10 protein-coding genes are annotated in these 14272 nt (G+C 39.2%); 8 read left to right on the top strand and 2 right to left on the bottom strand.

Annotation, left to right across the window (positions count from 1 at the left end; translation table 11 throughout):
* Positions 1 to 14: 14 nt before the first annotated feature.
* The 8 genes from MKL36_RS09710 (at position 15) to blp2 (ending at position 12106) form a co-directional block, all read left to right on the top strand.
* A complete protein-coding gene (locus tag MKL36_RS09710) occupies positions 15 to 1736 on the top strand; it encodes an alpha-keto acid decarboxylase family protein (RefSeq protein WP_021511042.1) in 1722 nt (573 codons plus the stop codon).
* 140 nt (positions 1737 to 1876) lie between these two features.
* Entirely contained in the window at positions 1877 to 3256 is a 1380-nt protein-coding gene (locus MKL36_RS09705) for an amino acid permease (RefSeq protein WP_000339848.1), read from the top strand.
* Positions 3257 to 3711: 455 nt separating this feature from the next.
* Complete coding sequence (locus tag MKL36_RS09700) at positions 3712 to 4743, top strand: substrate-binding domain-containing protein (RefSeq protein ID WP_001238909.1); 1032 nt, start codon at positions 3712 to 3714, stop codon at positions 4741 to 4743.
* A gap of 100 nt (positions 4744 to 4843) precedes the next feature.
* Positions 4844 to 6223, top strand: a complete 1380-nt coding sequence (pstC, locus tag MKL36_RS09695) for a phosphate ABC transporter permease subunit PstC (RefSeq protein ID WP_001050723.1) — start codon at positions 4844 to 4846, stop codon at positions 6221 to 6223.
* Entirely contained in the window at positions 6220 to 7617 is a 1398-nt protein-coding gene (gene pstA / locus MKL36_RS09690; protein ID WP_000107954.1) for a phosphate ABC transporter permease PstA, read from the top strand. The genes pstC and pstA overlap by 4 nt, the downstream gene beginning before the upstream one ends.
* Positions 7618 to 7630: 13 nt before the next feature.
* The gene (gene pstB, locus MKL36_RS09685) at positions 7631 to 8533 is read left to right on the top strand and encodes a phosphate ABC transporter ATP-binding protein PstB (RefSeq protein ID WP_001091973.1); all 903 of its coding nucleotides are present in this window, start codon (positions 7631 to 7633) and stop codon (positions 8531 to 8533) included.
* Between the two features lie 147 nt (positions 8534 to 8680).
* Positions 8681 to 9643 carry a protease SohB gene (gene sohB, locus MKL36_RS09680; RefSeq protein WP_021511041.1) on the top strand — a complete coding sequence of 321 codons (963 nt, stop codon included), beginning with the start codon at positions 8681 to 8683 and terminating at the stop codon, positions 9641 to 9643.
* Between the two features lie 276 nt (positions 9644 to 9919).
* Complete coding sequence (gene blp2 / locus MKL36_RS09675; protein WP_021511040.1) at positions 9920 to 12106, top strand: Ig-like repeat protein Blp2; 2187 nt, start codon at positions 9920 to 9922, stop codon at positions 12104 to 12106.
* A 49-nt stretch (positions 12107 to 12155) separates the two neighbouring features.
* On the opposite strand, the gene MKL36_RS09670 is transcribed toward blp2, so the two are convergent.
* Together MKL36_RS09670 and purB are read right to left on the bottom strand one after the other, a co-directional pair.
* On the bottom strand, positions 12156 to 12797 hold the full coding sequence (locus MKL36_RS09670) for a DUF2238 domain-containing protein (protein WP_000570321.1): 642 nt from the start codon (positions 12795 to 12797) through the stop codon (positions 12156 to 12158).
* Between the two features lie 82 nt (positions 12798 to 12879).
* Positions 12880 to 14268, bottom strand: a complete 1389-nt coding sequence (gene purB, locus MKL36_RS09665; protein WP_021511039.1) for an adenylosuccinate lyase — start codon at positions 14266 to 14268, stop codon at positions 12880 to 12882.
* Positions 14269 to 14272 lie beyond the last annotated feature (4 nt).

Raw genomic sequence — 14272 nt, 5'->3', positions numbered from 1 at the left:
AAGGATATAGAGCAATGTTCATAGAAATTGGTGAATTTTTAAATCTTCGTCTAAAACAAATGGGTATCCAACATCTTTTTGGTGTACCTGGTGATTTTAACCTCTCATATCTAGAACAAGTTGAAGCAGACCCACAACTCGAATTTATTGGAAATTGTAATGAATTAAATGCTGCGTATGCAGCAGACGGTTATGCACGAATTAACGGTTTTTCTGCCTTGGCAACCACTTATGGTGTAGGTGACTTAAGTGCCATTAATGGTATTGCCGGTGCCTATGCAGAAAATGTACCTCTTATTCATATCTCAGGTATTCCACCTTTACATGCAGTTCAAAAGGGTACTCTCATACATCATACGTTAGTTGATGGTAACTACGACAACATTATGAACTGTATGAAAGAGTTCACAGTTGCCCAAACTCGTTTAACTCCTGCAAATGCAGCTTCTGAAATTGACCGCGTATTGCGTCAGTGTTTCCTTGAACGCCGTCCTGTACACATCCAACTACCTGGTGATATTACTCACGTTAAAATTGAAGTGTCTGAACGTCCACTCGACTTAAGCTATCCAGCTGTTGAACCTGAATTATTGCAAAGTGTGGTAAGCAAACTTTGTGACATTATTGAGAATGCTCAAAGTCCAGCGCTTTTAATTGATAATGAAGCCTCAGTTTTTGGTGTAACTTCACTTTTAAATGATTTGTCTCAGAAATGCTCAATTCCATTTGCAGGTATGAATACTGCAAAAAATATTATGGATGAAGGTTCACCTCGCTACATTGGCACTTATGTGGGTGGGGCAAGCCAACCGCATGTGAAAAATATCATTGAACAATCCGACTGCTTAATCGGTATTGGCGCACGCTTTACCGATGTAGGCTCAGCTGTATTTACTCATCAAATTGAGACCAAAAACTACATCGAAATTAAATCTTATGGCCTAAATATTTTTGGACAGGATTTTCCGGGTATTGAAATTGGACAATTACTTGTCGAGCTAAATAAAAAAGTTGCGCCACGTAAATCAACAACACCTCTTCTTGAAAAACAACCGGCGAAAGTAATAGAAGCTCCAGCTCAACAAAAGCTTAGCCAAGATGTGCTTTGGAACTACATTTCAGGGTTCTTAAAAGAAGATGATGTGATTATTGGTGAAGTAGGAACATCAAACTCTGCATTGTCAGGTATCAAACTTCCTGCCACAGCTAAATATATTGCTCAACCGCTTTGGGGTTCTATTGGTTATACCTTGCCAGCTTTGCTTGGTAGTTTGTTAGCTGCTCCTGAGCGTCGTCAAATTTTGTTTATTGGTGACGGTTCGTTCCAGCTTACGGTACAAGAACTCTCTACGATTATCCGCCATGGTTTAAAACCAATTATTTTCTTGTTGAACAATGGCGGCTACACCATTGAACGTTTAATTATGGGTGAAAACGCTGCCTATAACGACGTGCAAAACTGGAAATACACCGAAATTCCAGCGGTATTTAACGGTAAAAAAGGCCATACCACTTACGTGGTTGAGACTGCTGGCCAACTGAAGAGCGTTTTAGATAATGTTCAGCAAAATGATCAGTTAACTTTCATTGAATTGAAACTACCAGCAATGGATGCGCCGGTAAGTTTGAAAAAATTTGCTTCTGTGATTGCACGTTTTGACTACGGTGATCGCGGCTACGAAATTTTAAAGGAGCGTTCCCAACCAGTTAAATGTAAGGATGCAATCTCTTTTTAAATAGAAGATAGGACACGTCTTCTCAAAAATTAAATGGACTCATACTAAAGCAACTTATGTCCGAAGGCCGGTTTCTGGTCTTCGGATATGGTGCTGAATAAAGGTGTACAGGAAGTGACACCAACATTGGAGATAATGTTATGGATGCAAACAATAAGCACGAGTTAAAACAAGGCTTATCCAATCGGCATATTCAACTCATCGCACTCGGAGGGGCGATCGGAACAGGGTTATTCTTAGGTCTATCACAAACAATTAAACTGGCAGGTCCTTCAATTTTATTGGGATATGCAATTGCAGGAATTATTGCCTTTTTGATTATGCGTCATTTAGGTGAAATGGTTGTTGAAGAGCCGGTAAGTGGTTCTTTTAGTTATTTTGCGAACAAATACTGGGGCAAAATGGCTGGTTTTATGTCTGGCTGGAACTACTGGGTTTTGTATGTACTGGTAAGTATGGCCGAACTGAGTGCGATTGGTACTTTTATTCAGTTTTGGTGGCCAGAAATTCCGACATGGCTGACCGCTCTATTTTTCTTTATTTTAATTAACGGCATTAACTTGGTAAATGTCCGCTTTTTTGGGGAATCGGAGTTCTTATTTTCCTGCATTAAAATTGTTGCGATTTTAAGTATGATTGGCTTCGGTGCTTATCTTTTACTTTCAGGCTCAGCAGGTCCGCAAGCGGGTGTTGCAAATTTATGGCAACACGGTGGTTTCTTCCCGCATGGTATTCATGGCTTTATTATGGCCTTGGCTGTCATTATGTTTGCATTCGGTGGTCTAGAGCTTATCGGTATTGCAGCAGCTGAAACGAAAAAACCTGAAACAACAATTCCAAAGGCAGTAAACCAGATTGTTTATCGCATCCTGATTTTTTACATTGGTGCAATCGGTATTCTTTTATGTCTTTATCCATGGAATATGGTGGCAGAAGGCGGTAGCCCGTTTGTCTTAATTTTCCAGTCACTCAATAGTAATGGTGTTGCGAACGTTCTAAACTTTGTGGTCTTGATTGCTGCTATTTCGGTTTATAACAGTTGTATCTATTGTAATAGTCGTATGTTGCATGGTTTGGCAGAGCAGGGTAATGCTCCGGCAATTTTGAAAAAAGTAAACAGCCGCGGTATTCCAGTTCCAGCAGCAGTTGTTTCTGCTTCAATTACAGCCGTCTGTGTAGTGGTCAACTATTTAATTCCAGGTCAAGCTTTTCAGCTCTTTATGATGTTGGTTGTGGCTGCGCTTGTTATTAACTGGCTTATGATCTCAGTCACGCATTTGAAATTTACCAAAGCAATGAAATTGCAAAAGCGTCAAACCAAATTCCAAAGCATTATGAGCCCATGGAGTAATTATTTAACTATTAGCTTTGTATGTTTCATTCTCATTATTATGGCGATGACACCAGATATGAGACTCGCTGTTATTTTGGGGCCAATCTGGCTTGCTGTTTTAGCGATTATGTATTTCTTTAAGTATCGTAAAAAAATGGTCGCAATGCCGGAAGTACAATCAAACTAATAAGCTAAATTTACAGTGATATTGCGGTTATCTGACATAAGGCAGGTAACCGTTTTTGTTTTGTCATAATATTTTCATGTTCGGGCGAAATAATTTTTTAAAAATAAAGGTGACACGTAAAAAATTGAGAATTGTATCAATAAAATAATTTTGTAGCATCAATTCATTAAATTACTTAAGTTTTTATAATTTAAGCATAATTACAATTTTATTATTTTAAACGTTTGTCATATTTCCCATTAAATCTAAATATCAAAGGACTTATAAAATCATCTTAAATAATTGATATAAAATAGATTTAAAAATGTGACAATGAACATTATAAAAATCATGAAAGCGTCATAATACTGTAACTTATTTGTCATATTTTCTATTCACAATGCAGCTATCGAAGAGCGTACAAGCACTCAACAAAAAGTGACGTACAACCTATTGCATTAATGAGAGAGAACAGAATGCGCTTAAATCCACGTCAAATCGCAATTGCATTAGCAGTAACTGGGGCCGCTGTAACAACGACTGCAAATGCAGCTCGTGATACGATTCAAATTGCTGGTTCTTCAACTGTATTACCATTTGCCAGCGTTGTAGCTGAAGAGTTTGGTAATACATTCCCTCAATTTAAAACTCCTGTTGTAGGTTCTGGTGGTTCTTCTGCTGGTTTAAAACAGTTCTGTCAAGGTGTTGGTGACAACACAATCGACGTTGCAAACGCTTCTCGTAAAATTAAAAGCACTGAAATCGAAGCTTGTAACAAAGCTGGTGTAAAACAAATTCAAGAAATCAAAATTGGTTATGACGGTATTGTATTTGCGTCTAGCTCAAGCAAAGCAGCTTATAAATTAAAACCTTACCATGTGTTTGCTGCTTTAGCTGCACAGTTACCTTCAAAAGGTAAATTGGTTCCAAACCCTTATACAAACTGGAACCAAATTGACAAATCACTTCCTAATGAGCCTATTACGCTTGTTATTCCTGCGTCTAACCACGGTACGCGTGAAGTTTTCCAAGAAAAAATGGTTGAAGCTGGTTGCGAAGCGTATGAATACTTCAAGAGCCTAGACAAAGACGCTCAAAAGAAAGCATGTTCTACTTTCCGTAAAGACGGTCGTGTAATTGAAATTGCTGGTGACTATACAGAAACTCTAGCTCGCTTAAAAACTTCTCCAAGTGCAGTAGGCGTATTTGGTTTGAGTTTCTATGACATGAACCGTGACAAGTTACGTGTAGCGACAGTAAACAACGTAGTTCCTTCTGAGAAAACTGTGTTAAATGGTACATACCCTGTATCTCGTCCACTATACTTCTATGTAAAAGGCGAGCACTTAAAATCAGTTAAAGGTTTACCACAATACGTAGAATACTTCCTAAGCAAAAAAGCGACTGGTAAAGGTTCTAAAGCTGAGCGTGATGGTTTAATCGCGATGTCTGATGCAGAACGCGCTAAAGTTTTAGCTGACTTTAAAGCAGGTAAAACTGTTAAATAAGTTGGTTTGAATAGGGGCTGGTGATCTCAAGCGATCATCAGCCTTTTTGTCTAACACGTTTTTTCCAAATTATGACAATTGAGAAAACAGTGGAGAATACATGAATCTGCTACTTATCGGTGTGTTGTTAGCCCTTGTGGCAATTGCATATCAACTTGGGCTGAGAAAGAGCCGCCACCTAGCAGGTAAGGGAAGCAACTCGGCGACATTACATTCTCGTCCTGGTTATTATGGCGCACTGGTTGGGCTTTGGTGCGGTATCCCTGCTTTTTTAATTTTGATCATTTGGAACTTGGTTGAGCCAAGTATTTTAAATCATATTATTTTTAACAACGTACCTGCTTCTGTGACAGCTTCTCTAGATGAAGCAGCAAGAAGTGTACTTGTTGATCGAGTTCAAGCGATCGCTTCTGGTTTTGGGGTAAGTGATCATCCCGCAGCTTATGAGTTGGCTGCTGCTCAGCAATATGCAAAATTTCAAACTATTGGCTCTTTTGCCAAATTTGCTGTTGTTGTCTGTGCCGCTTTGTTGGGCTTAGTGTGGGCAAAGAAAAAAATCAGCCAAGAATATCGCGCACGTAACCAAGTTGAGCGTGCAATTAATGTTGGTTTGATCTTATGTTCTGGCGTTGCAATTTTAACCACGATCGGCATTGTAATGTCGATGTTTGGTGAGGCAATGCACTTCTTCCATTTTGTAAGTCCAATCGACTTTTTCTTTGGTACAGAATGGAACCCTGGCTTTAGTACTTCAGGTAATGCAGAAGGTAGTTATGGTTTATTACCATTACTATGGGGCACGCTCATGGTCAGTGGTATTGCCTTATTAGTTGCTGTACCTGTTGGCTTAATGATTGCTATTTATTTAGCTGAGTATGCTTCGCCGTGGTTACGTTCATGGGCAAAACCTACCATTGAAGTTTTAGCGGGTATTCCAACAATTGTTTATGGTGTTTTTGCCATGATGATTATTGGGCCATTCTTTAAAGCTGCTGGTGCGTATGTCGGTATTGAAATTAATGCAACTAGTGCTTTGACTGCCGGTTTTGTAATGGGAATTATGATTATCCCATTCGTTTCATCTTTGTCTGATGACATTATTACTCAAGTTCCTCGCGCACTTCGTGATGGTTCGTTAGGACTGGGCGCAACCAAATCAGAAACGATTCGCCAAGTGGTTTTACCAGCAGCTTTACCGGGTATTACAGGGGCATTTTTATTGGCTGTTTCGCGTGCCGTAGGGGAAACCATGATTGTGGTTTTGGCAGCAGGGAACAGTCCACTTCTACATGCAAATCCGTTTGAAGCTGTTTCGACAGTTACCGTAACCATTGTAAAACAGTTAACGGGTGATACTGATTTTGCGAGCCCACAGGCCTTGGTGGCATTTGCACTGGGATTAACACTCTTTGTGATCACTTTAGGATTAAACATTGTTGCACTGTACATTGTGCGTAAATACCGTGAGCAATACGAATGAGTACATCAAATACATCGTCTCCTATGGATCAGAACGTATTTGATCCACAAGCTGCTGCTCAGGCACGTGATCGCCGTAAAAAAGTGATTGAAAAATCACTGGCTAAACGTCACCGCAAAGAAAAAGCTTTCCGCTTTGCAGGTTTGTCAGCAGTTGTTATTGGTCTTGCATTCGTTGCGCTACTGTTTGGCAGTATTTTGGCAAAAGGGTTACCAGCATTCTGGCAAACCAGTATGAATGTACCAGTCTACTTCGATCCTAAAGTAATTGATGCAGGTCCAGTGCCAGTACGCACACAAGGTGAAACACCTGCACATTACCAAGAACGTTATGTCGATTGGCAAACGAAAATGGGTATGGTCGATTGGGATAGCCTGATCGTAAATGGCATGATTGCTAAAGATCCTTCACTTGCATCACAACGCGATTATTTAAGTAGCCTTTATGCAAGTTCTGAAGCTTATCGCTTACGTGATATGGTGTTTGCTGACCCATCACTCATTGGGAAAAAAGAGAACCTAACTTTCTTGGGTGATGCCAATGTAGATGTATGGCTGAAGGGTAATATTGACCGCTCATTACCAGACGATCAACAACAACTTGATCCGGAAATCCGCAAGCTGGCAGATGACCTTAAAGCAAAAGGTGTACTTGAAAATACCTTTAATACGACTTTATTTAAGAATCCTGACTCTCGTAGTTCACCAGCGATTAGTGGTCTTGCAGGCGCATTCATGGGTTCATTATTCATGATGCTGATTGTGATCATTATCTCGATTCCAATCGGTGTTGCCAGCGCAATCTATCTTGAAGAATTTGCTCCAAAGAATGTCATTACAGACATTATTGAAGTCAACATTAATAACCTTGCTGCTGTACCTTCAATCGTGTTTGGTTTGTTGGGTGCTGCAATCTTTATTGGTTGGATGCATTTACCGTTGTCAGCTCCTTTTGTCGGTGGTTTGGTATTAAGTTTAATGACACTACCAACAGTCATTATTACAACACGTGCTTCTTTAAAAGCTGTGCCACCTTCAATTCGACAAGCTGCCCTAGGTTTAGGTGCGTCTAAAGTACAAACCGTTTTCCATCATGTTTTACCGCTAGCGTTGCCCGGCATCATGACGGGTGCAATTATTGGTGTTGCACACGCACTCGGTGAAACTGCACCTTTACTTTTAATCGGGATGAGTGCATTCGTTGCAAGTGTTCCAACCACCCCATTTGATCAAGCAACTGCTTTACCTGTCCAAGTTTATCTATGGCAAGGTAATGAGTTGCGTAACTTCTTCGAAGGCCGTACTGCTGCTGCGATTATCGTACTTCTTGCATTAATGATTGGTTTAAACAGCCTTGCAATTTGGTTACGTAAAAAGTTCGAAGTGCGTTGGTAATAGAGGATAAATCATGAATACTATTGATATTACGAATTCCTTAGAAAAGGATAAGTTAGTGAATACTGAACAATCTCAACTTACAGATACACAACTGCATCATGGCACTTCGTACGTTTCGCATTTTGAACCACATGCTTCAAAAAAGCCAAACTCAACCGAAATCAAGATCAGTGCACAAGATGCCCATGTTTATTATGGTGACTTTGAAGCGATTAAAGGCATCGATTTAGATATTTATCAAAATGAAGTAATTGCGTTTATTGGGCCATCTGGCTGCGGTAAATCGACTTTCCTGCGTACTTTAAACCGTATGAACGACACGATTGATGGCTGTCGTGTGACAGGTAAGATCACTTTAGATAACAAAAATATCTATGATCCAAATCTGGATGTTGTATTACTGCGTGCACAAGTTGGTATGGTGTTCCAAAAGCCAAATCCATTTCCTAAATCTATTTTTGATAACGTAGCATATGGTCCGAAGCTACACGGTTTAGCACGTGACAAATATGACCTAGAAGAAATTGTTGAAAATAGCTTGCGTAAAGCAGGTCTATGGGAAGAAGTGAAGGATCGATTAAACCAACCGGGTACTGGCTTATCTGGTGGTCAGCAACAACGTTTATGTATTGCACGTACGATTGCAGTAAGTCCAGAAGTGATCTTGATGGATGAACCATGTTCTGCACTTGACCCAATCGCAACGGCAAAAGTGGAAGAGCTGATTTCTGAACTTTCTGATCAATACACAATCGTTATTGTAACGCACTCTATGCAACAAGCAGCGCGTGTTTCAGACCGTACAGCTTACTTCCATTTAGGTGATTTGATTGAAGTAAACTCTACAGAGAAAGTATTTACTCAGCCTGACCACCAATTAACAGAAGCGTACATTACTGGCCGTTTCGGTTAATTGATCGTTGTAAAAGAAAAAGAGCCTAGTGCTCTTTTTTTTATTTAATAAATGAAAATGACTCTATTTTGCAAAATCGCTATTGAATTTTAATCAAAAGAACCACATCTTAAGGCTATAAAGACAAACTTATGAGCATAGAATTTTATGTTATTCCATTTGCCTAAACTCCCTGCGGAAATACGTGTTAGTCATTTAAATGCACGTGTAAATGAACAGAGAAAAAAAATTGCACAAACCACAGCAAGTCGTTTAGAGCTTTTACAATTGGCTCAACAACTTGCAAAAGAAGGTAAAATTCGCCGTAAGAACAACCAGAAAATTTTTGTTTTAGATTTTAAAGGTGACATTCAGGCATCTGCGGTTGAAAACCTTCGTGAAGAAATCACCCTTATTTTAGCAACGGCTAAAGCTGGACGTGACCGTGTTGTGGTACGTCTTGAAAGTCCGGGTGGTATGGTTCATGGATATGGTTTGGCGGCAGCTCAATTGGTTCGTTTGCGTGATGCAGGTTTTCATTTAACGATTTGTGTCGATAAGGTCGCGGCAAGTGGCGGCTACATGATGGCTTGTATTGCAAATGAAATTATTTCTGCACCGTTTGCTGTTGTGGGTTCGATTGGTGTTGTGGCTCAGGTACCAAATTTTAATCGTCTTTTAAAAGAACATAACGTGGACTTCGAACTTTACACAGCAGGGCAATATAAACGTACTGTCACCATGTTTGGTGAGAATACCCCTGAAGGTAAGGCGAAATTTGAAGAAGAGCTACAACAAACGCATGTGTTGTTTAAGCACTTTGTAGAGAAATATCGTCCACAGCTTAATGTGGACAAGGTTGCTACAGGTGAACATTGGTATGGTCAAGATGCACTTGATTTAAACCTTGTAGATAAACTACAAACTTCCGATGAGTATCTATTAGCATTGTTACCTCAGCATGACGTATATGTAATTAATACCCGTAAAAAAGCAACTTTGGGTGAAAAATTAGGTTTACAAGCAGCTCAAATGGCAGATAGCCTGATTCCGGCTGTAATGAATAAAGTGGCTGATACTTTAGCAAAAGCGAATTCAACCTTAGTCCAAATGCGCGATACTAAATTTTAATTAAGATATATTTTCAAATTAAAGAGTGCCTTTTAGGGGTGCTCTTTTTTATGCGAAAGACTAAAAGAATTTAGTTTGAATTGCCGGAATGCCCATTCATTTTTATAAAAAATAGATATTGAATAAAGATTCAAAAAAAATTGTTGATAAATATACTTATTGAATTGTGATAGATAAGTGATTTTGATATTTTAGGCAACAATAAAATAGCTTTTAGATGTTTCATTTAAAAAGTTACACATTTAAAAATATAACTGAAATTCAGGATAGGAAATAATGACAAGAATAATTGTGGCATCCAAAGAGGGTTTGGACGTTCTGCAAGATGGTCAACTCAATAAAGTAATTTTAAATCAGCCTACTATTATTCAGATTGGTGTAAGCCAAAAAGATATTGCATCCATGGAAAAACAGGGTGGGCGCTTAGTTATCCATTTAAAAAATGGAGAGACTATTGTCTTAGAAAATTTCTTTAATGAAGCAACAAATACAACAGAGCATTCACTTGTTTTTCCGACTGAACATGGAAAATTTGTTGAAGCGCAATTCGATGCTCAAGGTAAAGTGATCGATTATAAAGGCTTAAATCATGTTACAGATTTAGGCTATGCCAGTACGAGTCCAGCAGCTGCAACTATGGCGGTTGATAGTGATCCAAGTTTTACGATGGGTAATGTACTCAAAGCAGGCTTAGCAGTTTTAGCTGCGGAAGGATTATATCTTTGGGCTTTTAAGAAAGATGATAAGGATGACTCATCAAGTGCACCTGATTTAATCGCACCTGCTGCTCCTACAGCTACGCTTGCTGATGATACCGTGACAGTGACTGGTAAAACTGAAGCAAATGCAAAAATCTATCTTAAAGATGCTGCAGGCAATACAGTCGCATCGGGTGTTGCAGATGCAAGTGGTAACTACACTGTTAAATTAGATAAGCCGCTCGTGAATGGGGAAAAATTAAACGTTATTGCCCAAGATGCGGCTGGAAATAGTTCTAAAGCGACTGTTGTGACAGGTACAAAAGATACAATACCTCCAGATGCTCCGCAGGCCCAATTGAGCGATGATGGTTCATTGTTGACTGGTAAGGCAGAGGCAAATGCCAAAATTACAGTTTATGACGCCACTGGCAAAGTATTAGGAACTGTTTTTGCAAATAAAGATGGTATTTATTCTTTAAAGCTTACTCCGCCATTAACCAGTGAAGCGGGCGGTAAAGTGGTTGCCGAAGATGCTGCGGGTAACAAATCTGAGGAAGTTAAAATTATTGCGGGTAAAGATACCATACCGCCAGCATCTCCTTTTGTTGAAGTAAATAAAGAAGGGTCGGTAATACATGGTAAAACTGAAGCAAATGCAAAAGTTCAAATAAAAGATGCCGATGGTAAAGTGATTGGAAGTGGGACCGCCGATGCTCAAGGTGAATTTCAAATTACACTTTCACCTGCTTTAAAAGAGGCGCAAAAGGGCACAGTGGTTGTGGAAGATGCTGCTGGTAATGTATCTAAACCAGTTGAAATTACGCCAGGCTTTGACTCGATTGCACCAGATAAACCGACTGTTCAAATTAATACAGATGGTACTTCTGTAACCGGTACGGCTGAGGCCAATGCCAAAATTGAAATTAAAGATACAACAGGGAAGGTAATTGGTAGTGGAACAGCGGATGCGAATGGAAAATTTACAATTTCTATTTCACCAGCTTTAACGGATAATAAACATGCTTCGGTATCAGCTATAGATAATGCTGGAAATAAGTCTGAAGTTGTTGATATTGTAGGTACAAAAGATACAACACCACCAGCAAAACCTATATTAAATAGCGTAGATGATGATGTAGGCGCTGTTAAAGGAGCTATAACGGCTGGTTCTGAAACTGACGATGCTAGACCAAAACTTACAGGCTCAGGTGAAGCAAATGCAACTCTTACGATTTATGATAATGGTGTTGCAATTGGAGTTGTGACGGTAACAAGTGGTAGATCTTGGTCATTTACATTTGATAAAGACTTAGCTCTTGGTAAGCATACTATTACTTTGACTCAAACTGATGCGGCAGGCCTTACCAGTGAGGCAAGTTCTCCATTTACCTTTTATGTAGTTGCACCGAAAGCTGCGAGCCTGTCTGAAACTTCAGTAGATACTTTAAGTACAGAAGGGCCATCTTTGGCAGATAGTGTCGGATTGCATACTTTAAAGGCAGCGCAAAGTACAACAACTGAGATGAATAACCCGCAGAAATCGGTTCCTTTAGATGATTTATTAAAAAGTTCTACGGCTAGTGAATCAGACCCAATCGCAAAGCTTCTCTCATCAACAGCGTTAAAAACGACTCAGGCATCTGAGCCAATTGAAGTAAATGCATCAGTTGGTCAGACAACATCAAATCCTGATCATCCTTTACCTGATACAACTTCTTCGGTTTTACAAAACCTTTTAGATCAAACTTATCCAGTTGTTTAGGGTATTTGAGACAACATGTAAAAAGCGCTCAATGAGCGCTTTTTTAATTTTAATTTATTGTTTGATTTTTTGGTGTTGTGAGAAGAGCGATTAGCCCATAGAGGATTGCGCCAATTGTAGCGAGTAACATGTCTTTATGTGCATCCCACATATCACCTTGTTGCCCATTATAATTTTCAGCTTGTTCAGGTGATAGCCCGATTGCAATTGCCCATTCGATCAGTTCATAAAAGACACTAGACGCCATCACAAACTGGACTACAAGTAAGAATAAAGAAAAAGGACGTGCAGTGGGTAACCATACTTGGAATACACGATAAATAAGAGGATAGAGCAAAACACCATAGGCAAGATGAACTAAACGATCATACATATTGCGGGACCAGCCCATATATTGATCTAGGTTGAAATGGAACACCTGTTGTATCCAGTCATTGTATGGAACGTAGGAGTAGAGATAGTGAGCACCAATAATATGGATTAATAAAAACAGTAGATAAAAAGTAAAACTTAAGAAATCCAGTCCAATTTTTTTGAAAATAATAAAAAGCAGAATCACCATAAAAACAGTGCCAGCTTGATGAAGCAAATAAGCCTCAAACTCAAGTGGTTGAATACCTGAAATGATAATGGCAATAAAAAGCAGGCCAAGTGCAATATAGTGTTTAACTTTGAATTCTTTTTCGATCATTTTATAAATAAGTCTTTATTCTGATTTGTATGAGTGTAATAAAAAAGCGAAGCCTAAGCTTCGCTTTTTATAACTTTTTTAATTAGATTTTGCTAATTAATTCGTTAATTTGTTTAGCTTGTTCAGCAGCATTACCTGTGTAAGTTGCAGGTGTAAGCTCAGCTAAGCGGGCACGCTCTTCACTTGGTACTTGAGCAAGTTCGTTACCATTTACGAAGTCAACCATCATGTCACGCGTCATTGCTTGACCACGAGTTAATGCTTTTAACTTCTCATATGGTTTTTCAACATTATAACGACGCATAACTGTTTGAATTGGCTCTGCAAGAACTTCTTGAGCTTGGTCAAGATCTTCATTTAAGCGGTTTGCATTGAGTTCAAGTTTACCAATACCTTTTAAACAAGCATCAAAAGCAATTAAGCTTTGAGCAAAACCAACACCCATGTTACGAAGTACAGTTGAGTCAGTTAAGTCACGCTGCCAGCGAGAAATTGGTAATTTTTCGCCTAAGTGAGCCAACACTGCATTTGCAATACCTAAGTTACCCTCAGAGTTTTCAAAGTCGATTGGGTTAACTTTATGTGGCATAGTTGATGAGCCAACTTCACCTTCTTTAAGTTTTTGCTTGAAGTAACCTAAAGAGATATAACCCCATACGTCACGGTTAAAGTCGATCAAAATTGTATTGAAACGACGTAATGCGTCAAATAACTCAGCCATGTAGTCGTGTGGCTCAATTTGAGTTGTATATGGGTTAAATGTTAAACCTAAAGATTCAACAAAAGCTTGTGAATGCGCTGGCCAATCCACATTTGGATAAGCAGAAAGGTGAGCATTGTAGTTACCTACTGCACCATTGATTTTGCCTAATAATTCAACATTTTCAAATTGTTTGATTTGGCGAGCTAAACGATATGCAACGTTCGCCATTTCTTTACCCAAAGTTGTTGGGCTAGCAGTTTGACCATGTGTACGAGACAACATCGGTTGTTCAGCATGAGTTGTAGCTAAAGCAGAGATTGCATTTAAAATTTGCTTCATGCTTGATACTAAAACTTCACGACCGTTTTTAAGCATAAGTGCATGAGACAAGTTGTTGATGTCTTCTGATGTACAAGCAAAGTGAATGAACTCACCCGCATTTTGTAATTCAGCAATACCTGCAATTTTCTCTTTCAAGAAATATTCAACTGCTTTTACATCATGGTTAGTTGTACGTTCAATTTCTTTAATGCGGTTTGCATCTTCTTCAGAGAAGCTGCTTACGATGGCATCTAGAGCTGCATTTGTTTCAGCTGAGAAAGGAGCAACTTCAACAATTTCCGGACGGTTAGAAAGCGCTTGTAACCAACGCACTTCCACAGTGACACGAGCATGAATTAAACCAAACTCAGAAAGAAAAGGGCGTAGCGCATCACATTTGCTGGCATAACGTCCATCTAATGGTGATAGTGCGGTTAAAGCGTTCATAACG

Origin of the sequence: Acinetobacter sp. AOR12_HL, assembly GCF_027855275.1 — a bacterium.
Taxonomy (GTDB): domain Bacteria; phylum Pseudomonadota; class Gammaproteobacteria; order Pseudomonadales; family Moraxellaceae; genus Acinetobacter; species Acinetobacter baumannii.
The sequence above is the reverse complement of the archived record's forward strand: the minus strand, read 5'-3'. Positions and strand labels throughout refer to the sequence as shown.

What these genes read in the sequence shown, in the direction of transcription:
- sohB (WP_021511041.1), top strand. Translation starts at nt 8,681, where the DNA reads ATGTTATTCCATTTGCCTAAACTCCCTGCGGAAATACGTGTTAGTCAT.
- MKL36_RS09700 (WP_001238909.1), top strand. Translation starts at nt 3,712, where the DNA reads ATGCGCTTAAATCCACGTCAAATCGCAATTGCATTAGCAGTAACTGGG.
- MKL36_RS09670 (WP_000570321.1), bottom strand. Translation starts at nt 12,797, where the DNA reads ATGATCGAAAAAGAATTCAAAGTTAAACACTATATTGCACTTGGCCTG.
- MKL36_RS09710 (WP_021511042.1), top strand. Translation starts at nt 15, where the DNA reads ATGTTCATAGAAATTGGTGAATTTTTAAATCTTCGTCTAAAACAAATG.
- pstA (WP_000107954.1), top strand. Translation starts at nt 6,220, where the DNA reads ATGAGTACATCAAATACATCGTCTCCTATGGATCAGAACGTATTTGAT.
- pstC (WP_001050723.1), top strand. Translation starts at nt 4,844, where the DNA reads ATGAATCTGCTACTTATCGGTGTGTTGTTAGCCCTTGTGGCAATTGCA.
- MKL36_RS09705 (WP_000339848.1), top strand. Translation starts at nt 1,877, where the DNA reads ATGGATGCAAACAATAAGCACGAGTTAAAACAAGGCTTATCCAATCGG.
- pstB (WP_001091973.1), top strand. Translation starts at nt 7,631, where the DNA reads ATGAATACTATTGATATTACGAATTCCTTAGAAAAGGATAAGTTAGTG.
- blp2 (WP_021511040.1), top strand. Translation starts at nt 9,920, where the DNA reads ATGACAAGAATAATTGTGGCATCCAAAGAGGGTTTGGACGTTCTGCAA.
- purB (WP_021511039.1), bottom strand. Translation starts at nt 14,268, where the DNA reads ATGAACGCTTTAACCGCACTATCACCATTAGATGGACGTTATGCCAGC.